We start from the raw sequence: 20,868 nt of genomic DNA, 5'->3' as shown, positions 1-20,868 counted from the left end.
CGCGAACCGCGCCGCTCAGCCCGCGGCGCGCGAGAACTCACCCGCCCGGCTCACCTGGTCGGGGCCGGGACGCACCCCGGTGTAGAGGACGAACTGCTCCGCGGCCTGCAGGGCGGCGACCTCGGTGCCGGTGACGACCCGCTTGCCCAGCTCCCGCCCGAGGCGGACCAGCGGGGTCTCCTCGGGGACGGCGACGACCTCGAAGACCGCCTCGGCGGCCTCGACGGCCTCGCGCGGGGCGGGCAGGTCGCCCGCCGCGGGACCGCCGGCCATCCCGACGGGGGTGGCGTTGAGCAGCAGGGCGGGGCGCTGGGTCCCCAGCTCGGGCAGCCAGCGCGCGCCGTAGGCCCGCGCCAGCGCCGGGCCGGCCTGGTCGTTGCGGGCGACGACGAGCAGGTCTCCGAAACCCGCGTCGCGCAGGGCCGCGAGCGCCGCCTTGGCCATCCCGCCGCTGCCGAGGACGGCGGCGGTCCCGGCGGGGCGGATCCCGTGGGAGGCGAGCAGCCCGGCGACGGCGAGGTAGTCGGTGTTGTGCGCGACGAGGTGGTCGTCGGTGTTGACGATCGTGTTGACGGAGTCGATGGCCGCGGCGGAGGGCTCGAGCGCGTCGACGAGGGGGATGACGGCTTCCTTGAAGGGCATGGAGATCCCGGCCCCGCGGATGCCGAGGGCGCGGATGCCGCCGACGGCGGCGGCGAGGTCGGTGGTGGTGAACGCCTTGTAGACGAAGTCGAGGCCGAGCTCGGCGTAGAGGAAGTTGTGGAAGCGGGTCCCGAGGTTGCTGGGGCGGCCGGAGAGGGAGATGCACAGCTGGGTGTCCTTGGAGATCACTCCCCCATCCTGGAACACGACGGGGAACTTGATGGTTCAATGAAGTGTGAAGCGCATCGGTTTCCTCTCCTTCGGGCACTACCAGCCCGTGCCCGGCTCGGCGGCGCGCACCGCCCGGGACGCCCTCGTGCAGACGGTGGAGCTGGCGGTGGCCGCCGAGGAGCTCGGCTTCGACGGCGCCTACGTCCGCGTCCACCACTTCGCCCGCCAGCAGGCGGCCCCCTTCCCCGTCCTCGCGGCGATGGCGGCCCGCACGAGCCGCATCGAGCTCGGCACCGGGGTCATCGACATGCGCTACGAGAACCCCCTCTACATGGCGGAGGAGGCGGCGATGACCGACCTCCTCTCCGACGGCCGCCTGCAGCTCGGCGTGAGCCGCGGTTCACCCGAGCCCGCGCTGCACGGGCCGGCGACCTTCGGGTACGTCCCCGCCGAGGGCGAGACCGAGGGCGACATGGCCCGCCGCCACCTCGACGTGTTCCGCCACGCCATCGCCGGCGGCAGGGTCGCGGAAGCGAACCCGCGGATGACGGGCAGCTCGCGGGCACTGCCGGTCCTGCCGCAGTCCCCGGGCCTCTCGGACCGGATCTGGTGGGGGTCGGGCTCGCGCGCGACCGCGCGCTGGACCGCCGAGCAGGGCCTGAACCTCATGAGCTCCACCCTGCTCACCGAGGACACCGGCATCCCCTTCGACGAGCTGCAGGCCGAGCAGATCGCGCTGTACCGCCAGGTCTGGAAGGACTCCGGGCACCGTCGCGAACCGCGGGTCTCGGTGTCGCGCAGCGTCATGCCCATCGTCGACGACCTCGACGAGGCCTACTTCGGCCGTGACCGCGACTCCACCGACAGCGTCGGCTCCCTCGGGGAACCAGGCCTGGCCCGCTTCGGCCGGACCTACGCCGGCGAGCCGGACGTGGTGGCCGAGCAGCTCGCGAAGGACGCCGCCGTCCGCGAGGCCGACACCCTGCTGGTGACGATCCCCAACGCGCTCGGCGTGGACTACAACGCCCACCTCATGAGCTCGATCGTGGAGCACGTCGCACCCGCCCTGGGCTGGCAGCGCCCGGCCTGACCGGCGGGCGGGACCGGGCCCACGTCGGGCGCACGACCGGCGCGCTCCGAGGAGAGGGCACGCCGCCACCCTGGCGCGGACCGCCGCGACGGAGCACCCTGGTCCTCCCGGGACCGGCGGAGGAGGCGGCGTGGACGTGTCGCGACGCAGCGCCGTCACCCTCGGGCTGCTGGGGGTCCTGGGCCGGGGGGCGGAGCTCGACCCCGGCGAGGTCTCGCTGAGCGCCACGGACCTGCTCACGGGCCGCCGCCTGGAGCACCGGGGTGAGCGGCCCTGCCCGGTCCTGACCCTCTCGGCCGGCCTGGCCCTGGGCAAGCTCCTGCGCTTCCGCGGTCCCGCGGCCCTCACCCGGGTCGTCCCCGTCGCCCGCCGCCACGTCGTCCGCTCCTCCCCCGTGTCCTCCTGGCACCGGGAGGGGGAGCTGCCGGTGACCGTCCTCGCCGACGCCGCCCTGCGCCGGGGCGACGCCACCGCCACCAACCTCCTCGTGCGCCAGGCCGGCGGCCGGGCGGCGCTGACCGCCTTCTGCCGCGGGCTCGGGGACGAGCGGACCCGGCTGGACCGGGCCGCCCCGGACTGCTGCGACGTCGCTCCCTGGGACCCGCGCGACACCACGACCGTCACCGCCCTCGCCACCGGCCACGGCGTGCTGCTGCTCGGGGCGGCGCTGCCCCTGGGGACGCGCGCGGTGCTGGCCGCCCTGTTCCCCGCGACCCGGCTGCCCGGGGGGTGGACGTTCACCGGCAGCACCGCGACCGGCCGCTTCGGCACGGCGGTCACCGTCGGGACCGCGCAGCGGGGCCGGCGGCGGGTGCTGCTGGCGGCGGCGGTGCGCAGCGGGCAACCCGGGACCCGGGGGTCGGCCCGGACGCTGGCCCCCGTCGTGACCGGTGCGCTCGCGGCGCTGGACCGGCGGTGGTGACGGGCCCGCCGGGGCGTCACCCTCCGGGAACGGCGAAGGGCCCGGACTCTCGTCCGGGCCCTTCGACAACGGGGTGGAGCTGAGGGGATTCGAACCCCTGACCCCCTCCATGCCATGGAGGTGCGCTACCAGCTGCGCCACAGCCCCGTTCTCGTCGCTCGGGGTTTCCCCCGGCAACGAGGACAACACTACCGCACGAACGGGAGTGGTCCGAACCGGGACGGCTCACCCCTCGGCGCCGACGCGGGCCCCCGCGGGCCCCGCGTTGTACTCCTCCAGCGCCCAGGCCCGGGACCGGCGGCGCAGGACGGCCCAGTGGGCGTTGCGCAGACCCGCGAAGGCGTCCCCCGCGGTCGGGGGCAGACCCAGCAGGCGCAGCACCCCCGCCTTCAGCGCCGCTCCGTGCGAGGCCACCAGCAGCGTCCCGCCGCCGGGGACGGCGGCGGCGTGCCGCTCCACGGCCCCGGCCACCCGCGCGCCGAGCTCGGAACGGGTCTCCCCGCCCCCCGTGCGGACGTCGGCGCCCCGGCGCCAGGCCGCGTGCTCCTCGGGCCACCGCCGGGCGATCTCGTCCCCCAGCAGCCCCTGCCACTCCCCCGCGTCGACCTCGCGCAGCGCGGGGTCACGGGTGAGGGCGAGGCCCGTCAGGGACGTGAGCGCCGTGGCGGTGTCCACGGCGCGGACGAGGTCGGAGGAGACGACCGCGTCGAGGGGCAGGGCGGACAGGTGGGCCGCCGCCGCGGCCGCCTGGGCCCGCCCGACGTCGTCGAGGGGGACGTCGAGCTGGCCCTGGAAGCGGTTCTCGGCGTTGAACGGGGTCTGCCCGTGGCGCCAGAGGACGAGGGTGGACGCCGTCACGCCTGGTCGGCGGGCGCGTCCTGGGCGTTGGCGTGGACGGCGACCGGCAGCTCGATGACCGGGCAGTCCTTCCACAGCCGCTCGAGGGCGTAGTACTCGCGCTCCTCGGTGTGCTGGACGTGCACGACGAGGTCGACGAAGTCCAGCAGGACCCACCGCCCCTCGCGCTCGCCCTCGCGGCGCACCGGCTTGGAGCCCAGCGGGAGGAGCTTCTCCTCGATGGCCTCGGCGATGGCGCGCACCTGGCGCTCGTTGGGAGCCGACGCCAGGAGGAAGGCGTCGGTGATGAAGAGCTGGTCGGACACGTCGAGCGCGATGACGTCGGTCGCGAGCTTGTCCACCGCGGCGGCCGCGGCGGTGGTCACCAGCTCGAGGGCTCGCTCGGTTGCGGGCACGGAACTCCTCGCCTGCACTAGCAGGTGTCGGCCGGGCCCTGGGGCCCGGGAAGCGGTCAGTCCCCCGATTCTCCCACGGCGAGCGCCTCTCCCCGGGCGTCGAGCAGCCGGCCGTGCTCGGGGGCCGTGTAGAGCCGGTGCTTGGAGATGTGCTGCACGACGCCGTCGGGCACGAGGTACCAGACCGGCAGCCCCTCGGCGACGCGCTGGCGGCAGTCGGTGGAGGAGATCGACAGGGCCGGGACCTCCATGAGGCTCACCCCGTCCAGGGGCAGGCCGTCGTCGGTCAGGGCGTGCCCGGGCCGGCTGACGCCGACGAAGTGGGCCAGCGACCACAGCTCCGCGACGTCCTTCCACTGCAGGATCTGCGCGAGGGCATCCGCACCGGTGATGAAGAACAGGTCGGCCTCGGGCCGGAGGTCGCGCAGCTCCCGCAGCGTGTCGATCGTGTAGGTGAAGCCGCCGCGGTCGATGTCGATGCGCGACACCGTGAACCGCGGGTTGGACGCCGTCGCGATGACGGTCATGAGGTAGCGGTGCTCCGCCGGCGCGATGTCGACGCGCGACTTCTGCCAGGGCTTGCCGGTGGGGACGAAGACGACCTCGTCCAGGGCGAAGCGGGCGGCCACCTCGCTGGCGGCCACCAGGTGCCCGTGGTGGATCGGGTCGAACGTCCCGCCCATCACCCCCACCCGGGGGCGCTGGCCCGGCGAGGAGCTCAGTGGCGCGTCCCGACGCTCCGGAAGGCCATCGTCGCGATGAGCATCATCGCGAGGACGCAGAGCGCGACGATCCCGAACGCGACGGGCGGCATCGGCAGCTGACCGTGGGCCTCCTCAGTCTGCTGAGCGGCTTGCGCGACGAGCGCGTGCATCATGGCGTGGTCCTCCCGGTACGGCGTCGATCCTGGCGACCAGTCTCGCACGCCGCCTCCCCGACGGCGGCCCGGGTGCGGGAGGATCGCGGGGTGCCCCCCTCCGAGGTCGCCCTCTCGGTGGTCGTCCCCGCCTACGACGAGGCCGAGGTGCTGCCCGCCTTCGCCGCGCGGCTGCGCCCCGTCCTCGACGACCGGCTCGAGCGCGGGCTCGGCGGCTACGAGGTGCTCGTCGTCGACGACGGCAGCACCGACGCCACCCCCGTCGTCCTCGCCCGGCTGCGCCGGGACTGGCCGCAGCTGCGGGTGCTGCGGCTGCGGGCCAACGCCGGCCACCAGGCCGCCCTCTCGGCCGGGCTGGCCCGCGCGCGCGGGCGCGAGGGCGTCGTCACGATGGACGCGGACCTCCAGGACCCCCCGGAGGTGCTCCCGTTCGTGCTGGCCGCGGCCGACGAGGGGCACGACGTCGTCTACGCCGTGCGCGCGGACCGCTCGGTGGACTCCGCGCTCAAGCGGCTCACCGCGGCCGGCTTCTACCGGCTGGTGCGGGCCCTGGGGGGACGGGCGCCGGCCCAGGCCGGCGACTTCCGGTTCACCAGCCGGGAGGTGGTGGACACCGTCCTGCAGCTGCCGGAGGCGCACCGGGTGCTGCGGCTGGTGGTGCCCGACCTCGGGTTCGCCTCGACCACCGTCGGCTACGTGCGCGGGGCCCGCGGCGCCGGGCGCACGAAGTACCCGCTGGGGCGGATGCTGCGGCTGTCCCTGGACGCCATCACCGGCTCCTCCACGGCGCCGTTGCGGCTGGCCTCGCTCTTCGGCCTCGGCGGGGCGCTGCTGACCTTCCTGCTGCTCGTCTACGCGTTCGCGTCCTTCGCGCTGGGCACGACCGTGCCCGGCTGGACCTCGACGGTGGCCGTCGTCGCGGGGGTGGGGACCCTGCAGCTGCTGTGCCTCGGGGTGCTGGGCGAGTACGTGGGCCGGCTCTACGTGCAGCTGCAGAACCGGCCGACGTACCTCGTCGCCAGCGACTCCCTGGAGGAGCCTCAGACGCGGACGTGACCGTCGCCGAGGACCTGCCAGGTGGTGGTGGTGAGCTCGGCCAGGCCCATCGGGCCCCGCGCGTGCAGCTTCTGGGTGGAGATGCCGACCTCGGCGCCGAGCCCGAACTCGCCGCCGTCGGTGAACCGCGTCGAGGCGTTCACGGCGACCACGGCGGAGTCGACCGCGGCGCAGAAGTAGTCCGTCACCCGGACGTCGGTGGCCAGGACCGCCTCGGTGTGCGCGGAGGTCCAGCGGGCGATGTGCTCGACGGCGTCCTGCACGGAGTCCACGACCCCGACGGCGATCTCCAGGCCGTGGAACTCCGCGGCCCAGTCCTCGTCGGTGACCGGCTGCGCGGGCAGCCCGGCCGCCCGCGCGGCGGCCAGCGACGTCGCGTCGGCGTGCAGCACCACCCCGGCCTCGTGCAGGGCGCGCAGCAGGGTCGGCAGGAAGTCGGCCGCGAGCGCGGAGTGGACCAGGACCGTCTCGGCGGCGTTGCAGACGCTGGGGCGCGAGGTCTTGGCGTTGAGGACGATCTCGACGGCCTGCGCGAGGTCGGCGGAGGCGTCCACGTAGACGTGGCAGTTGCCGACGCCGGTCTCGATGACGGGGACGGTGGCCTCGCGCACGACGCGCTGGATGAGGTCCGCGCCCCCGCGCGGGACGAGGAGGTCGACCAGCCCGCGGGCGGTGAGCAGGGCACCCACCCCGTCGCGGCCGTGCTCGTCGATGCTGGTGACGGCGTCGGCAGGCAGGCCGACGCTCTCCAGGGCCCCGCGGACGACCTCCACGAGGACGGTGTTGCTGGACTGCGCGGCCGACCCGCCGCGCAGCACGACGGCGTTGCCGCTCTTGAGCGCGAGCACCGCCACGTCGACGGTGACGTTGGGCCGGGCCTCGTAGACGACCCCGAGCACGCCCATCGGCACCCGCAACTGGCGCAGCCGCAGCCCGTTGGGCAGCGTGGAGCCGCGCACGACCTCCCCGACGGGGTCGGGCAGCGCGGCGACCTCGCGCACCGCCGCCGCGACGGCGGCGACCCGCTGCGGGTCCAGCCGCAGCCGGTCCAGGAGGTGCGGCGAGGTGCCGTCGGCCGCGCCGCGGGCGAGGTCCTCGCCGTTGGCGGTCACGATGCGCTCGGTGGCCGCCTCGATGGCGTCCGCGATCGCGTGCAGCGCAGCGTCCTTGGTGGCCCGGGAGGCCAGGCGCAGCGGGCGCGAGGCGACCTTGGCCCGTCGGCAGACGGCCAGCACGGCCTCCTCCACGGTGGTTCCGGCAGGCTGCACGGGCGCGAGCGTCATGCGCCGAGCCTACCCGTCCACCCCGGATCGTTGAACGAAATTTCCCGCCGTCACCAGGGGGCGATGTCGCCGATGAGGTCGAGGGCGCGGGCGCGGCGGACGGGAGGGCCCCCGGCCCCGCGCCGGCGGCGCTGCGCCTGCTGGTCGACCCGGTGCTCCACGGTCGCGCGGTCGACGACCTCCACGCCCACGACCGACCACGGCGGCAGCCCGGCGCTGGAGCGGTGCTCCGGCCACAGGCGCAGCGCCATCGCGGCGGCGTCGTCGACGTCGCGGGCCTCGTCCCAGTAGCGCAGCTCCACCCGCGTCGCGCTGTAGCGCACGCTGGACAGGAACGGGCGCTCGGCCAGCAACCGGTCCAGCGCGGCCCGCAGGCAGCCCGGGTCGGTCTCGGCCCCGGCCACGGTCAACGTCACCGACCACAAGGGCATCGGCGTCTGCACCACTCGGGCTCCCCGCGTTCGCACCGTGGGACGCGGTCAGCGTCCCAGGAGCACCAGGTGGTCGCGGTGGACCACCTCGCGCTCGTAGGCCGGACCCCACTGCCGGGCGAGCTCGCGCGTCGACCGGCCGAGCAGGTCCGGAAGTTCCTCCGAGGAGTAGTTCACCAGTCCCCGGGCCAGCGCGTGACCGTTTCCGTCGACGAGGTCCACCGGATCCCCGGCGCGGAAGCGCCCGGACAACCCCACCACCCCCGCCGGCAGCAGCGAGGACCGGGCCTGCCGGACCGCGCGCACCGCCCCCTCGTCCAGGACGAGGCGGCCCGCGGGCGCCGCGGCGTGCGCGAGCCACAGCTGACGGGTGCTGCGCCGGGCCCGGCCGGTGGCGGTCACCGGGAACCAGGTCCCGACGTCGGCCCCGGCCAGCGCGTCACCGGCCAGCGCCGCGGAGGTCACCAGCGCCGGCACCCCCGCCGCCACCGCGATCCCGGCGGCCTCGACCTTGGTGGCCATGCCCCCCGTGCCGACCCCGGCCGCTCCGGCGGAGCCCACCGTCACCCCGCCGAGGTCCTCCGGGCCGCGCACCGTGGCCAGCCGGCTCGCCCCCGGGGTCGAGGGCGGGGCGTCGTAGAGGGCGTCGACGTCGGAGAGCAGGACGAGCGCGTCGGCCCGCACCAGGTGGGCCACCAGCGCCGCCAGCCGGTCGTTGTCCCCGAAGCGGATCTCGTGGGTGGCCACGGTGTCGTTCTCGTTGACGACCGGGACGACCCCCAGGCTCAGCAGCCGCTCCAGCGTGCGCTGGGCGTTGCCGTAGTGGGTGCGCCGCACGACGTCCTCGGCGGTGAGGAGGACCTGCCCGACGGTCAGCCCCGCCCGGGCGAAGGCGCGGGCGTACTCGGCCAGCAGCAGACCCTGGCCGACGCTGGCCGCGGCCTGCTGGCTGGCGAGGTCGCGTGGGCGCTTGCGCAGGCCCAGCGGGGCCAGCCCGGCCGCGATCGCGCCGGAGGAGACGAGGACGACCTCCCCTCCCCCGGCCCGCCGCGCGGCGAGCACGTCCACGAGGGCACCCAGCCGGGCCGCGTCGAGGCCGCCGACGGCCGTCGTCAGCGACGACGAACCGACCTTGACCACGACGCGACCGGCCCGCGCGAGGTCCTCGCGCCGGGTGACCGTGGACGGGGTGCTCACCGCTGCGAGAGCTCCTCGTCCGCCTCGTCGGCGGCCGTCCAGTGCCCGGCGCGGCGTTCGGCTTCGAGCTCGTCGCGCGCGGTGACCTTCGCGGCCCGGCGTTCCCGCTCCTGCAGGCGCTTCTCGTCGCGGGTGGGGCGGGAGTGGTCCTCCAGGCGGAGGTCGCTGCCGCGCTGGCCGAGGACCTCGGCCCCGGCGTGCATCGTCGGCTCCCAGTCGAAGACGACGGCGTTGGCGTCGTCGCCGATGACGACCTCGGCCCCCGGCGTCGCACCGGCCTTGAACAGCTCGTCCTCGACCCCGAGCCGGGCGAGCCGGTCGGCGAGGTAGCCCACGGCCTCGTCGTTGGTGAAGTCGGTCTGGCGGACCCAGCGGCGGGGCTTCTCGCCGCGCACGCGGAAGCGCACCTGGCGGTTCTCCTGGTCGCCGTACTCCTCGCGCGTGACCTTGAAACCCTGGTCGTCGACGGCCCGCGGGGAGAGCACGATGCGGGTCGGGACGGCCTCGGGCTCCGCCGCGCGGGCGGCGGAGACGAGCTCGGCCATCGCGAAGGACAGCTCGCGCAGCCCGGTGTGCGCCACGGCGGAGACGACGAAGACCGGCGCTCCCTGCTCCTCGAGGTCCGCGCGGACGATCTCGGCCATGTCCCGGGCGTCGGGCACGTCGGCCTTGTTGATGACGATGATCCGGGGACGGTCCTGCAGCGGCACGGCCCCGTCGTCGACGCGGTAGGCGGCGAGCTCCTTCTCGATGGCCTCGAGGTCGCTCACCGGGTCGCGGTCGGTCTCGAGGTTCGCCCCGTCCAGGACGTGGACGAGGGCCACGCAGCGCTCGACGTGGCGCAGGAAGTCCAGCCCGAGACCGCGGCCCTCGCTGGCGCCGGGGATGAGACCGGGGACGTCGGCGACGGTGTAGCGGGTGGAGCCGGCCTCGACGACGCCGAGGTTGGGGACGAGGGTGGTGAAGGGGTAGTCGGCGATCTTGGGCCGGGCCGCGGACAGCGCGGCGACCAGGCTCGACTTCCCGGCGCTGGGGAACCCGACCAGGGCCACGTCGGCGAGGGTCTTGACCTCCAGGTGGAGGTCGAGGACCTCGCCCGGCTCGCCGAGGAGCGCGAACCCGGGGGCCTTGCGCTTGGCCGAGGCCAGGGCGGCGTTGCCGAGCCCGCCGCGCCCGCCCGGGGCGGCCACGTAGCGGGTGCCGGGCCCGACGAGGTCGGCCAGCAGCTCCCCGCTCGCGGAGCGGACGATGGTGCCGTCCGGGACGCCGATGACGAGGTCGTCGCCGTCGGCGCCGTTGCGGTGGCTGCCCATGCCGAACCGGCCGTCGGGCGCGCTGCGGTGGGGGCGGCGCTGCAGGTCGAGCAGGGTGGTCACCTGGGGGTCGACCTCGAGGATCACGTCCCCGCCCTTGCCGCCGTTGCCGCCGTCGGGGCCGCCGAGGGGCTTGAACTTCTCGCGGTGCACCGAGGCGCACCCGTTGCCGCCGTCACCACCGGAGGCGTGCACGACGACCCGGTCCACGAAGTGGGTGGACATCTGTTGGTACCTCTCGTCCGTGTGCGGTGATCCTGCAGGTAGTCCCAGCAAGATCACCGATTGCAGGGAGAGGCCGTGACGCACGAGGGGGCGGACCGGATCGTTCCGGTCCGCCCCCTCGCGTTCACGACTGGTTCGTCGTCACTCGCCGGCTGCGACGATGTTGATGACCTTGCGGCCGCGACGGGTGCCGAACTCGACGGCCCCCGGGACCAGGGCGAACAGCGTGTCGTCGCCGCCACGGCCCACACCGGCGCCGGGGTGGAAGTGGGTGCCGCGCTGGCGGACGATGATCTCGCCCGCCAGGACGACCTGACCACCGAAGCGCTTCACGCCGAGGCGCTGGGCGTTGGAGTCACGACCGTTGCGCGAGGAGCTCGCGCCCTTCTTGTGTGCCATGAGGTGACGTCACTCCCCGATGCTGGTGATCTTGACGCGGGTCAGCGGCTGGCGGTGGCCCTGACGCTTGCGGTACCCGGTCTTGTTCTTGTACTTCAGGATGGTGATCTTGGGGCCCTTGGCCTCCTCGACCACCTCGGCGACGACCTTGACACCCGCGAGCGCCGAAGCGTCGTGAGTGACGGTCTCGCCGTCGACGAGGAGAAGGGGCTGCAGCTGCAGCGTCTCCCCGCTGGCCACGGGGACACGGTCGATGGTCAGCACGTCGCCGACCGCAACCTTCTCCTGCCGGCCGCCGGCGCGGACGATGGCGTACACCACAACGAACCCGTTTCTCTCGTCACGAACTACTGGAACGCCACCAGGCCGCGGAGCGGTCTGGGGCTCGCGCACGGAGGCGCACCAAGGGTCAAGCGTACGGAACGCCACCCCGGGGGTCAAAACGGCGGGCCGGACCTCAGTCCTGCACCGGCGCGGGGCTCGAGGACTCCTCGCGCTCCTTGCTGCGCGCCGCCGCCGCCACCGCCGCGATGGCGGCCAGGACGGCGGAGTCCTTCCCCGGCTCGCGCGGGGGCTCCCCGCCGGCCTCGGCGACCCCCTCGCCCGGCTGGGCGTCGGAGGACCGGGCGGTGTCCGCCTCGCCCTCGCCGCCCTTGTCCCGCCCGCGGCCGCGGCGCGCGCGGGACTTCCCGCCCGCCCCGTTCCCGCCGGTGGAGCCGCCGGACGCGGCGGGGCCGCTGGAGGACCCGCCGGGCGCGGGCTGCGGGGCGGGGTTGGCGTCGGCGGCCGCGTCCAGCTCGTCGAGCACGGCCGCCAGGCCCTGGCCGGTGCGCTTGCGGGTCATCTGCACCAGGCCCAGGGAGGTCACCTCGGCCACCTGGTGCTTGGTGCGGTCGCGGCCCAGGCACTCGACGAGGCGGCGCAGCACCAGGTCCCGGTTGGACTCCAGCACCATGTCGATGAAGTCGATGACGATGATCCCGCCGATGTCGCGCAACCTCAGCTGGCGGACGATCTCCTCCGCCGCCTCGAGGTTGTTGCGGGTGACGGTCTCCTCCAGCGTGCCGCCGGCACCGGTGAACTTGCCGGTGTTGACGTCGACCACGTGCATGGCCTCGGTCGGGTCGATGACCAGCGAACCGCCCGAGGGCAGCCAGACCTTGCGGCCGAGGGCCTTCTGCAGCTGCTCGTCGATGCGGTGGTGGGCGAAGACGTCCTCGGCGCCGCCCGCCCCGCCGTCCCAGCGCTCGAGGCGCTCGGCGAGGTCGGGGGCGACGTCGTCGACGTAACCGCGCACGGTCTCCCAGGCCTCGTCGCCGGAGATGACGAGCTTGGTGAAGTCCTCGTTGAAGACGTCGCGCACGACCCGGACGGTCAGGTCCGGCTCCCCGTGCAGCAGGACGGGCGCGTTCTTGCTCGACGCCTTGGCCTGGATGGCCTCCCACGTCGCCTGCAGGCGCTGCACGTCCGCGGCCAGCTCCTCCTCGGCGACCCCCTCGGCGGCGGTGCGCACGATGACGCCCGCCCCCTCGGGCACGACCTGCTTGAGGACCTTCTTCAGCCGCGCGCGCTCGGTGTCGGGCAGCTTGCGGGAGATGCCGGTCATCGACCCGCGCGGGACGTAGACCAGGTAGCGGCCGGGCAGGGAGACCTGGCTGGTGAGCCGCGCGCCCTTGTGGCCGACGGGGTCCTTGGTGACCTGGACGAGGACGGGGTCGCCGGACTTCAGCGCGGCCTCGATGCGGCGGGGCTGGCCCTCCAGGCCCGCGGCGTCCCAGTTCACCTCGCCGGCGTACAGGACGGCGTTGCGGCCCTTGCCGACGTCGATGAAGGCGGCCTCCATGCTGGGCAGCACGTTCTGCACCCGGCCGAGGTAGACGTTGCCGACCATCGTCGTCTGGGCGAGCTTCGCCCCGTAGTGCTCGACGAGGATCCCGTCCTCGAGGACACCGATCTGCGTCTTGTCGGCCTGCTGGCGCACGACCATGACGCGCTCGACGGCCTCGCGGCGGGCGAGGAACTCGGCCTCGGTGAGGATGGCCCGCTTGCGCCCCTGCTCGCGGCCCTCGCGGCGGCGCTGCTTCTTGGCCTCCAGGCGCGTGGAGCCCTTGAGCGCGGTGATCTCGTCCTCGCCGGTGCCGCCCGTCGTCGCCGCGCCGGTGCGCGGGCGACGCGGCTCGCGGACCCGGGTGACGGTGTTGGGCGGGTCGTCGGGCGAGCCGTCCTCGGTCTCCCCGGCCCCGCTGCGCCGACGACGGCGGCGACGGCGGCGCGAGGAGCCGCTGGGCTCCTCCCCGTCCTCGTCCTCGTCGTCGGAGGCGGACGCGCCGGCCTCGGGCTCCTCGTCGTCGGACCCGTCACGGGCCTCGCCGACCTCGCCGGCCTCGGTGGGCTCCTCGTCGGTGTCGGCCTCGCCGTCCTCGCGGGTGCGGCTGCGGCGGCCGCGGCCACCGCGGCGACGGCGTCGGCGCGGGGCGCCGCCGTCCTCGTCCTGCTCCTCGTCGCCGTCCTCGGCCGAGCCGGGCGCGTCGCCGTCGAGCTCGGGGGCGTCCTCACCGGCCTCGTCGTCCGCTCCGGGGAGGAGGTCGTCGAGGAGGAGGTCGTCGTCCTCGTCGAGGGCGGGGGCCTCCCGGTCGCTGACGGGCGGCGGGCCCGCGGGGGCGGACGCCCGGCGGCTGCGGCGGGTGGGCGCCTCGTCGACGGGGGCCTGGAAGAACAGCGCGGTCGCCCGGGCGGCCGCGTCGGCGGCGCGCTCGCCCTCGGAGGGCGCGCGGCGGCCCTGGGCGAACCCGGCGGCGCGCAGGAGGACGGGGTCGTCCATGAGGTCGGGCTGCTCGGCGGGCGCGGCGGGGGCGGTCGCCGCGACGGGAGCCGGCGCGGCCGGCGCCTCGACGGCGGCCGCGACAGGGGTCTCGACGGGGGTCTCCTCCACCGGGGCGTCCTCGGCGACGGCGACGACCTCGGTCCGGGGCGCCTCGACCTCCGGGACGGCGGGGGCCTCGACGGCGGGGGCCTCGGCGAGGGGGGCGGGCGCGACCGCCTTGCGGCTCCGGCGACGACGGGCGGGCGCGGCCGGGGCCTCGGGGGCCTCGGCGACCGGCTCGGCGGCGGTCTCGGGTGCGGGCGCGGGCTCCGACGGGACCTCGGCCGGGGCGGCCACGGCCGCGGGCTCGACCACGGTCTCCGCCGGGGCGGCGACCTTGCGGGTCGCCCGGCGGGTCCGGCGACGCGGGGCGGGTTCGGCCGCGGCGACCGCCTCGACGGGAGCCTCGACCGCGGGGGTCTCGACGACGGGGACCTCGGCCGCAGGGGTCTCAGCCGCGGGGGCCTCGACGGCGGGGGCCTCGACGGCGGGGGCCTCGACCACCGGCTCGGCGGCGGGCTCCACGGCGGGCGTCGACTCCGACGCCGCCGGCGCGGCGGGCTCGGCCGGCGCGCTCTCCGGCTGGACGCGGGCCGGTGGACCGGCGGGGCGGCTGGCGGCGCGGCGTCGACGGGGGCGCGCGGTGGCTGCGCCCTCGGCGGTGGGGGCGGCGTTCTCTTCGGGTGTGGTCGTCACGGGTGCTCCGCTCGCCCGCGACGACCGCTCCACCGGTGAACCCACGGTCGCGCGAGCGTCCTGGTCGGAATCGCCGGGTGGGTCGTCCCGCACCCGACGGAAGTCCTCGGTGCACCAGCGTGCCCGCGCTCGTCGCGGGCCTCCGCTCGTGCCGCCGGCGGTCGACGTCCAGCGCGTGGGCCGGGGCGCCTGCGAGGTCCTTCCACTGGACCGCGGCGCTGCCCGGGACCCGCGCGCAGGGCGGCGGTCTCGACGGCGGGCCGGGCGCCCGGTGTGGGGAACGCTCGACCACTGACAGTGTGGCACAGCCCGCTCCGCCCGTCCCGGCGCACCGGGACGCCGACGCCCCGAGGAGGTCGCGGCCGGAGCGGGGCGTCCGCTACGCTCCCGGCAACACCATCCAGAGTGGCCGAGAGACCTGGCTCGACGACGCCACAGCAACCACCGCGCAGCGGCAGGTGCTCCCGCCAGGGGCGATGGAGGAACGCAGTGCACAGCCCTACCCCGCTCCCGCTCACCCGGCGCCGCCACGTCGACCTCGCCCGCACCGCCTCCGCGCGGTGCGGTGACCGCGCACCGGTGCGCCGCGGGGTGCCGCGCACGGTCTGAGACCGTCCGCGCCGCACCCCTCACCACCCCTCCCCCGCGCTCAGCGCACCCCGACGGACCCCCGACGTCCGCCTACCCCCCGGAGCACACCCATGTCCGCGCCCCGTCGCACCCCCCTGCCCGCCGCGAACGCCCGCCCGACCGCGACCCGCCGGCGGGTCCTGTCCTCCGCCCTGGGGGTCGGCGCCCTCGCCGCCACCGGCGGCCTGGGCGCCTGCGGCGACGGGGGGACGACCGCCGGCCTCGCCGCCGACGCCGCCGTCGACCTGCAGGGCGCGACGATCAAGCTGATGGTCAACCAGCCGCACGTGCTGGCCTTCACCGACCTGCTGGGGCCGAGGTTCGAGGCGGAGTTCGGCGGGAAGCTCGAGGTCACCGCGATCCCCTACGACCAGCTGACGAGCAAGCAGATCCTGGACGTGCAGGGCGGCGACGGCGAGTTCGACGTCTTCGACTACTTCTACTTCGGCCTGGGCGAGCTGGTGAACGCCGACGCGCTGATCGACCTGACCGACTGGATCGGCGCCAACCCCGACATCGCCACCGACGACTTCCTGCCCTCGATCTACGACCCCTACACGCTGCTCGACGGCAAGCGCTACGGCCTGCCCTTCGACGGCGACACCCACGTCCTCTACTACAACGCCGAGGTCTTCGACCGGTACGGCGTGCAGCCCCCGACGACGTGGGACGAGTACGACGCCGCCGCCGCGAAGATCACCCAGGACTCCGGCGGCAGCGTCTACGGCGCCATCGTCGAGGGCCAGCAGGTCCCCATGATCCTCGGCTGCTCCTTCATCAACCGCCTCGCCGGCTACGGCGGCACCCTCGTCGACGCCGACGGCCGGCCCGCCTTCGCCGGCGCGGAGGGCCTGGCCGCCCTGCAGCACCTCGTCGACGTCTCCCCGCACGCCCTGCCGACGCCGCTGCAGACCGGCTTCGACCAGGCCAACTCGGCCTTCCTCTCCGGGCAGGGCGCGATGCTGGACACCTGGACCGACCTCGGCCTGAAGGCGCAGGACCCGTCGAGCTCGAAGATCGTCGACAAGTGGGGTGTCGTCACCCTCCCCGTCGGCGGGTCGAACACCACCCCGCGCAGCGCCCTGGACGCCGGCTTCGGCCTCGGCGTCTCGAGCGCGTCGGCGCAGCAGGACAAGGCCGCGGCCTTCGTGAAGTGGGCCACCGACAAGGACCGCAACTTCCTGCTGGCCTCCACCGCCGGCTCCGGCATCGACCCCGCGCGCACCAGCGTCCTCGCCTCCGCGGAGTACGCCGCCGCCGCCGGGAAGGCCACCGACGTCATCCGCGAGGGGCTGGAGGGCGACCCGCTGGCGTGGCCCAGCCAGGCCGGGGCGCCGAAGGCGCTGCAGGACCTCGTCGACCAGCTCGCCCTGGCCATCCAGGGCAGCGAGGACCCGCAGGCCGCGCTCGACAAGGCGGCGGAGAGCTGGGAGGCGGAACTCGGATGACCCAGGTCCTCGACGACCGGGGGACGCTGCCCCGCCAGCGCGGCGGCGGTCCCCGCCGGGGCGTGCCCGGCCGGCACCGCCCCGGGCACGTCTCGACGTGGCTGGCCGCGCCGAGCCTGGCCGGGCTCGCGCTGATGCTCGTCTACCCGACGGTGTTCGTCGTGGCGCTGGCGTTCACGAAGTCCTCCCTGGCCCGGCCGCTGCAGCGGTTCACCGGGACCGACAACTTCGTCGAAGCCTGGGAGTCGCTGGCCTTCGCCGGCTCCCTGCTCCGCTCGGTGGTGTTCGCGGTGGTCGCGGCCCTGGCGGCGACGGCGCTGGGCGTGGTCCTCGCCCTGCTGCTGCACGCCCGCGGCACCCGCTTCGGCGTCGTCGGGACGATCCTGCTGCTGCCGCTGGTCACCCCGCCGGTCATGGTCGGGGTGGCGTGGAAGCTCATGCTCGCCCCCGTGGGCGGGGCGTTCGGGGGGTTGTTCTCCGCGATCGGGTTCCCGGGGGCGAACCCGCTGGGCGACGGCGTGGGCGCGTTCAGCGCGCTCGTCGTCATGCACGTCTGGCAGTGGACCCCGCTGGTGACGCTGCTGGTGTTCGCGGCCCTGCTCGGGGTCCCCGAGGAACTGCGCGAGGCCGCGGCGCTCGACGGCGCCGGGCCGTGGCGCACGTTCACCTCGGTGGTCTGGCCGGTCGTGGCCCCCAACGTCCTCTCCGTGCTGCTGCTGGAGCTGGTCATCGGGCTGAAGGTGTTCGACCTGGTGACGGTCGTCACCCAGGGCGGCCCCGGGGTCTCCACCATCGTCAGCAGCTTCGAGATCTTCCGGACGGGCATGCGCGGCAGCTACGAGATCGGCACCGCCGCCGCGGAGACCCTGGTCTTCGGTCTCGTCGTCGGCGTCCTCACCACCGTCGTCACGCTGCTGCGGGCACGCGCCGTGCGGGCGGACCGGTGACCGCGACGGCGCTGCGCCGCAGCGGTCTGCGGCTGGTCCTGGCGCTCGTCGCGTTCGTGGCGCTGCTGCCCGTGCTGTTCATGGCGTCGCTGTCGCTGCGCAGCGTCGACGACATCGCCAACGGCGGCTGGCTGCCCACCGCGTTCGTGTGGTCGAACTTCGCGAGGGCCTTCGAGACGGTCCCGCTGTCGACGATGCTGGTGAACTCCTGGGTCGTCGCGATCGGCGCGACCCTGCTCACCTCGGTCGTCGCGGTGCCGGCGGCCTACGTGACCGCCCGCGCGGGGGTCCGCGGGGAGCGCCTGCAGACGCTGCTGCTGGCCAGCTACTGCGCACCGCCGATCGTCGCGGTCCTGCCGCTGTACTACCTGCTCAAGCAGGCCGACCTGACGAACTCCGCGCTCGGGCTGGTCCTGGTGAACGGGCTGGCGAACGTGCCGGTGGCGGTGTGGTTGCTGGACGGCTTCGTCCGGCGCATCCCGCTGGAGATCGAGGAGGCCGGCTGGGTCGACGGGTTGTCGACGAGCCAGGGCCTGCGCCGCCTGGTGCTGCCGCTGCTGGCTCCCGGTCTCGTCGCCGCGCTGCTGATCTGCCTGTTCCTGTCCTACAACGAGTTCCTCTTCGCGGTGTCGTTCTCCCAGAGCACCTCCAGCCAGACCCTGCCGGTCGGGTTGTCGCTGTTCCAGGGGGACCGCACCGTGCAGTTCGGTCAGCAGGCCGCGGCATCGCTCGTCGGGATCGTCCCGATGTACGTGCTCGCGGTCGTGGCCCAGAAGTGGCTGGTCGGCGGCCTGTCCGCCGGCGCCGTCAAGTGATTCGGGAGATCTCCGTGACTGACCGCAGGGTCCACCTCAACGCCTTCGACATGACGTGCGTCGGCCACCAGTCCCCGGGCTTGTGGCGGCACCCGGACGACGAGTCGCACCGCTTCGACGACATCCGGTACTGGACCGGACTGGCGAAGCTGCTGGAACGGGGCCGGTTCGACTCGCTGTTCATCGCCGACGTCCTCGGGGTCTACGACGTCTACAAGGGGGGCCCGGAGACGGCGCTGCGCGAGTCGACGCAGGTGCCGGTGGGCGACCCGCTGCTCGCGGTGTCCGCGATGGGCGCGGTGACCGAGCACCTCGGGTTCGGGGTCACGGTGTCGCTGACCTACGAGCAGCCCTACTCCTTCGCCCGCAAGCTGGCGACGCTGGACCACTACACGAACGGCCGCGTCGGCTGGAACGTCGTGACCAGCTACCTGGAGTCCGCGGCGAGGAACCTCGGCCTGTCGACGCAGATCTCCCACGACGAGCGGTACGAGCTCGGCGAGGAGTTCATGGAGGTCGTCTACAAGCTGTGGGAGGGTTCCTGGGAGGACGACGCCGTCGTCCGCGACGCCGAGGCCGGGGTGTTCACCGACCCGGCGAAGGTCCACCCGATCGAGCACCACGGCCGGTTCTTCGACGTCCCCGGCATCGGGCTGACCGCTCCCTCCCCCCAGCGCACGCCGGTCATCTTCCAGGCCGGGGCCTCCCCGCGCGGCATCGCCTTCGCCGCCCGCCACGGGGAGGCGGTCTTCAACACCGCCACCCGCCCGGAGGTCATGCGGCCCTGGGTGGACCGGCTGCGCGCCGCGGCCGCCGAGGCCGGCCGCGACCCGCGCAGCATCAAGGTCTTCACCCTGGTCACGATCATCACCGCGGCCACCGACGAGGAGGCCCGGGCGAAGTACGAGGACTACGCGCAGCACGTCAGCTACGACGGCGCCCTGAACCTCTACGGCGGCTGGAGCGGGCTGGACCTCTCCAGCTACCCGCCGGACGAGCCCCTGGAGTACGCCGAGACCGAGGCCGTGCGCAGCGCCGTCGAGGCGTTCTCCACCGCCGACCCGGACCGGAAGTGGACCCCGCGCGACATCGCGAACTGGGTCGGCATCGGCGGGATGGGTGCGGTGGTCGTCGGCTCCCCCACCACCGTGGCCGACGAGCTGCAGCGGTGGATGGAGGTCGGTGACGTCGACGGGTTCAACTGCGCCTACGCCATCACCCCCGGCACCTTCGAGGACATCGTCGAGTTCGTCGTCCCCGAGCTGCAGCGCCGCGGGGTCTACCCCACCGAGTACGAGGGCGAGACGCTGCGGGAGACGATCTACGGCAAGGGCCAGGTCCACGTGCGCGACGACCACCCCGCCGCCGCGCACAAGCTGAACCGCGAGCGGGTGTGAGGAGAGCCGTGACCACCACCGAGATCGAGACGACCGCCGGGACGGCGACCACCGCGGAGCAGGTCCTCGACGCCGCCCGCGGCGTCGCGGACCGCCTCGCGCTGGACGCCCTGGAGCGCGACCGCGCGAACGCCGAACCCTCCGCCGAGGCCGAGCTGCTGCGCGGGGCCGGTCTGCCGGGCGTCCTGCTGCCCCGGGAGGTCGGGGGCGGCGGCCTGCCGTGGTCGGTGGGCCTCGACGTCGTGCGCGAGATCGCGCGCGCCGACGGGTCGATCGCGCAGCTGCTGGCCTACCACTACGTCAACGCCCACAACCTCGTCTGGGTCGCCGACGAGGCGGGCCGCCGGCGCTGGGGCGTCCCCTCCGCGGCGCGGCAGTGGCTGTGGGGGGACTCGGTGAACCCCGTCGACCCCGACCTGCAGCTCGTCCGCGACGGCGACGGCTACCTGCTGCGCGGCACGAAGAGCTTCTCCACCGGCGCCAGCGTCGGGGACGTGACCGTGGTCGGCGGTGTCGCCGACGACACGGGGAAGGACCTGCTGGTCGTCGTGCCGCGCGACGCGCCGGGCTTCGTCAAGGGCGGCGACTGGGACAACCTCGGGCAGCGGCTGTCCGCCAGCGGTTCCGTCCGCTTCGACGACGTCCGCATCACCCCCGACGCGGTCCTCGGTTCGGCGTCGGAGAGCGGGGCGTTCGGCTCGCTGGTGACCCCGGCCATCCAGGCCGCGTTCGGGCACTTCTACCTCGGCGTGACGCGCGGGGCGCTGGAGACGGCCGCGGAGTACACCCGCACCACGTCACGGCCGTGGCTGCTCTCCGACGTGCGGGAGGCCGTCGAGGACCCGTACGTGCTGGCGACCTACGGCCGTCTCGTCGCCCGGCTGCGCGCGGCGGAGGCGCTGGGGCGCAGCGCGGGCGAGTCGCTGTCGCAGGCCCACGAGCGCGGGCCGGACCTCACCTGGGCCGAACGCGGCGAGGTGGCCGAGGAGATCGCGGCGCTGAAGGTCGTGTCCTCCGACCTGGCCGTCGAGGCGACCTCGGCGATCTACGAGGTGACCGGGGCCCGGGCGACGAGCAACCGGTACGGCTTCGACCGGTTCTGGCGCAACGTCCGCACCCACACCCTGCACGACCCGGTGCAGTACAAGGCCCGCGAGGTGGGCCACCACTTCCTCACCGGTGCCCACCCGGGCTTCACCCTCTACACCTGAGG

19 protein-coding genes, 1 tRNA gene, 1 pseudogene and 1 riboswitch are annotated in these 20,868 nt (G+C 74.9%); of the genes and pseudogenes, 8 read left to right on the top strand and 13 right to left on the bottom strand.

The window, feature by feature from the left end:
• Positions 1-15: 15 nt before the first annotated feature.
• The gene (locus tag KRAD_RS16745) at positions 16-831 is read right to left on the bottom strand and encodes a shikimate 5-dehydrogenase (RefSeq protein ID WP_012086832.1); all 816 of its coding nucleotides are present in this window, start codon (positions 829-831) and stop codon (positions 16-18) included.
• A gap of 46 nt (positions 832-877) precedes the next feature.
• On the opposite strand from KRAD_RS16745, the gene KRAD_RS16740 reads away from it, so the two are divergent.
• Both KRAD_RS16740 and KRAD_RS24520 read left to right on the top strand, forming a co-directional pair.
• A complete protein-coding gene (locus KRAD_RS16740) occupies positions 878-1,903 on the top strand; it encodes an LLM class flavin-dependent oxidoreductase (RefSeq protein ID WP_012086831.1) in 1,026 nt (341 codons plus the stop codon).
• A gap of 130 nt (positions 1,904-2,033) precedes the next feature.
• A complete protein-coding gene (locus KRAD_RS24520; protein WP_012086830.1) occupies positions 2,034-2,825 on the top strand; it encodes a serine hydrolase in 792 nt (263 codons plus the stop codon).
• Between the two features lie 74 nt (positions 2,826-2,899).
• Here KRAD_RS24520 and KRAD_RS16730 read toward each other — a convergent pair.
• The 5 genes from KRAD_RS16730 to KRAD_RS26125 all read right to left on the bottom strand — a co-directional run bounded on the left by KRAD_RS16730 (position 2,900) and on the right by KRAD_RS26125 (position 4,955).
• Positions 2,900-2,972: transfer RNA gene (locus KRAD_RS16730), tRNA-Ala, on the bottom strand.
• Between the two features lie 78 nt (positions 2,973-3,050).
• On the bottom strand, positions 3,051-3,683 hold the full coding sequence (locus KRAD_RS16725; RefSeq protein ID WP_012086829.1) for a histidine phosphatase family protein: 633 nt from the start codon (positions 3,681-3,683) through the stop codon (positions 3,051-3,053).
• Positions 3,680-4,078: a ribosome silencing factor gene (gene rsfS / locus KRAD_RS16720; RefSeq protein WP_049821251.1), complete on the bottom strand. Its 399-nt coding sequence runs from the start codon at positions 4,076-4,078 to the stop codon at positions 3,680-3,682. Before rsfS ends, KRAD_RS16725 begins: the two co-directional genes overlap by 4 nt.
• 56 nt (positions 4,079-4,134) lie before the next feature.
• Complete coding sequence (gene nadD, locus KRAD_RS16715) at positions 4,135-4,800, bottom strand: nicotinate-nucleotide adenylyltransferase (protein WP_085956147.1); 666 nt, start codon at positions 4,798-4,800, stop codon at positions 4,135-4,137.
• Positions 4,797-4,955, bottom strand: coding sequence for a hypothetical protein (locus KRAD_RS26125; RefSeq protein WP_157873632.1), 159 nt, complete (start codon positions 4,953-4,955; stop codon positions 4,797-4,799). The genes nadD and KRAD_RS26125 overlap by 4 nt, the downstream gene beginning before the upstream one ends.
• A 90-nt stretch (positions 4,956-5,045) precedes the next feature.
• On the opposite strand from KRAD_RS26125, the gene KRAD_RS16710 reads away from it, so the two are divergent.
• Positions 5,046-6,011 carry a glycosyltransferase family 2 protein gene (locus tag KRAD_RS16710; RefSeq protein WP_012086826.1) on the top strand — a complete coding sequence of 322 codons (966 nt, stop codon included), beginning with the start codon at positions 5,046-5,048 and terminating at the stop codon, positions 6,009-6,011.
• Here the strand turns inward: KRAD_RS16710 and KRAD_RS16705 are convergent.
• The 7 genes and pseudogenes from KRAD_RS16705 to KRAD_RS16675 all read right to left on the bottom strand — a co-directional run.
• Complete coding sequence (locus tag KRAD_RS16705; protein WP_012086825.1) at positions 5,996-7,294, bottom strand: glutamate-5-semialdehyde dehydrogenase; 1,299 nt, start codon at positions 7,292-7,294, stop codon at positions 5,996-5,998. The two genes, KRAD_RS16710 and KRAD_RS16705, sit on opposite strands and share 16 nt — an antisense overlap.
• 50 nt (positions 7,295-7,344) lie before the next feature.
• Positions 7,345-7,710 carry a hypothetical protein gene (locus KRAD_RS16700; RefSeq protein WP_183391749.1) on the bottom strand — a complete coding sequence of 122 codons (366 nt, stop codon included), beginning with the start codon at positions 7,708-7,710 and terminating at the stop codon, positions 7,345-7,347.
• A gap of 63 nt (positions 7,711-7,773) precedes the next feature.
• Positions 7,774-8,922 (bottom strand): glutamate 5-kinase, encoded by a 1,149-nt coding sequence (gene proB, locus KRAD_RS16695; protein ID WP_012086823.1) that lies wholly within the window; start codon positions 8,920-8,922, stop codon positions 7,774-7,776.
• Positions 8,919-10,460, bottom strand: coding sequence for a GTPase ObgE (obgE, locus tag KRAD_RS16690; protein ID WP_012086822.1), 1,542 nt, complete (start codon positions 10,458-10,460; stop codon positions 8,919-8,921). Before obgE ends, proB begins: the two co-directional genes overlap by 4 nt.
• 141 nt (positions 10,461-10,601) lie before the next feature.
• Positions 10,602-10,859 carry a 50S ribosomal protein L27 gene (rpmA, locus tag KRAD_RS16685; RefSeq protein ID WP_012086821.1) on the bottom strand — a complete coding sequence of 86 codons (258 nt, stop codon included), beginning with the start codon at positions 10,857-10,859 and terminating at the stop codon, positions 10,602-10,604.
• Between the two features lie 9 nt (positions 10,860-10,868).
• Positions 10,869-11,180, bottom strand: a complete 312-nt coding sequence (gene rplU, locus KRAD_RS16680) for a 50S ribosomal protein L21 (RefSeq protein WP_012086820.1) — start codon at positions 11,178-11,180, stop codon at positions 10,869-10,871.
• A gap of 475 nt (positions 11,181-11,655) precedes the next feature.
• Positions 11,656-13,614 (bottom strand): annotated as a pseudogene (locus KRAD_RS16675) (Rne/Rng family ribonuclease); the annotation flags it as partial.
• A 1,197-nt stretch (positions 13,615-14,811) separates the two neighbouring features.
• Positions 14,812-14,901: riboswitch (SAM riboswitch) on the top strand.
• Positions 14,902-15,119: 218 nt separating this feature from the next.
• On the opposite strand from KRAD_RS16675, the gene KRAD_RS16670 reads away from it, so the two are divergent.
• From KRAD_RS16670 to KRAD_RS16650, 5 genes are read left to right on the top strand one after another with little or no spacing between them, the layout of a single operon-like run.
• The gene (locus KRAD_RS16670; protein ID WP_012086818.1) at positions 15,120-16,496 is read left to right on the top strand and encodes an ABC transporter substrate-binding protein; all 1,377 of its coding nucleotides are present in this window, start codon (positions 15,120-15,122) and stop codon (positions 16,494-16,496) included.
• Positions 16,493-17,443 carry a carbohydrate ABC transporter permease gene (locus KRAD_RS16665; RefSeq protein WP_012086817.1) on the top strand — a complete coding sequence of 317 codons (951 nt, stop codon included), beginning with the start codon at positions 16,493-16,495 and terminating at the stop codon, positions 17,441-17,443. The genes KRAD_RS16670 and KRAD_RS16665 overlap by 4 nt, the downstream gene beginning before the upstream one ends.
• Positions 17,440-18,258 (top strand): carbohydrate ABC transporter permease, encoded by an 819-nt coding sequence (locus KRAD_RS16660; protein WP_012086816.1) that lies wholly within the window; start codon positions 17,440-17,442, stop codon positions 18,256-18,258. Before KRAD_RS16665 ends, KRAD_RS16660 begins: the two co-directional genes overlap by 4 nt.
• 14 nt (positions 18,259-18,272) lie before the next feature.
• Positions 18,273-19,655, top strand: coding sequence for an LLM class flavin-dependent oxidoreductase (locus KRAD_RS16655; protein ID WP_012086815.1), 1,383 nt, complete (start codon positions 18,273-18,275; stop codon positions 19,653-19,655).
• A gap of 8 nt (positions 19,656-19,663) precedes the next feature.
• Positions 19,664-20,866, top strand: a complete 1,203-nt coding sequence (locus tag KRAD_RS16650; RefSeq protein ID WP_012086814.1) for an acyl-CoA dehydrogenase family protein — start codon at positions 19,664-19,666, stop codon at positions 20,864-20,866.
• Positions 20,867-20,868: the final 2 nt, after the last annotated feature.

Source organism: Kineococcus radiotolerans SRS30216 = ATCC BAA-149 (assembly GCF_000017305.1).
Lineage (GTDB): Bacteria > Actinomycetota > Actinomycetes > Actinomycetales > Kineococcaceae > Kineococcus > Kineococcus radiotolerans.
Note: the sequence above shows the minus strand (reverse complement) of the source record. Positions and strands in the feature narration are given on the sequence as shown.

Coding starts and splice junctions, on each gene's coding strand:
- KRAD_RS26125 (WP_157873632.1), bottom strand. CDS start 4,955: ATGATGCACGCGCTCGTCGCGCAAGCCGCTCAGCAGACTGAGGAGGCC.
- KRAD_RS16705 (WP_012086825.1), bottom strand. CDS start 7,294: ATGACGCTCGCGCCCGTGCAGCCTGCCGGAACCACCGTGGAGGAGGCC.
- obgE (WP_012086822.1), bottom strand. CDS start 10,460: ATGTCCACCCACTTCGTGGACCGGGTCGTCGTGCACGCCTCCGGTGGT.
- rpmA (WP_012086821.1), bottom strand. CDS start 10,859: ATGGCACACAAGAAGGGCGCGAGCTCCTCGCGCAACGGTCGTGACTCC.
- KRAD_RS16670 (WP_012086818.1), top strand. CDS start 15,120: ATGTCCGCGCCCCGTCGCACCCCCCTGCCCGCCGCGAACGCCCGCCCG.
- KRAD_RS16665 (WP_012086817.1), top strand. CDS start 16,493: ATGACCCAGGTCCTCGACGACCGGGGGACGCTGCCCCGCCAGCGCGGC.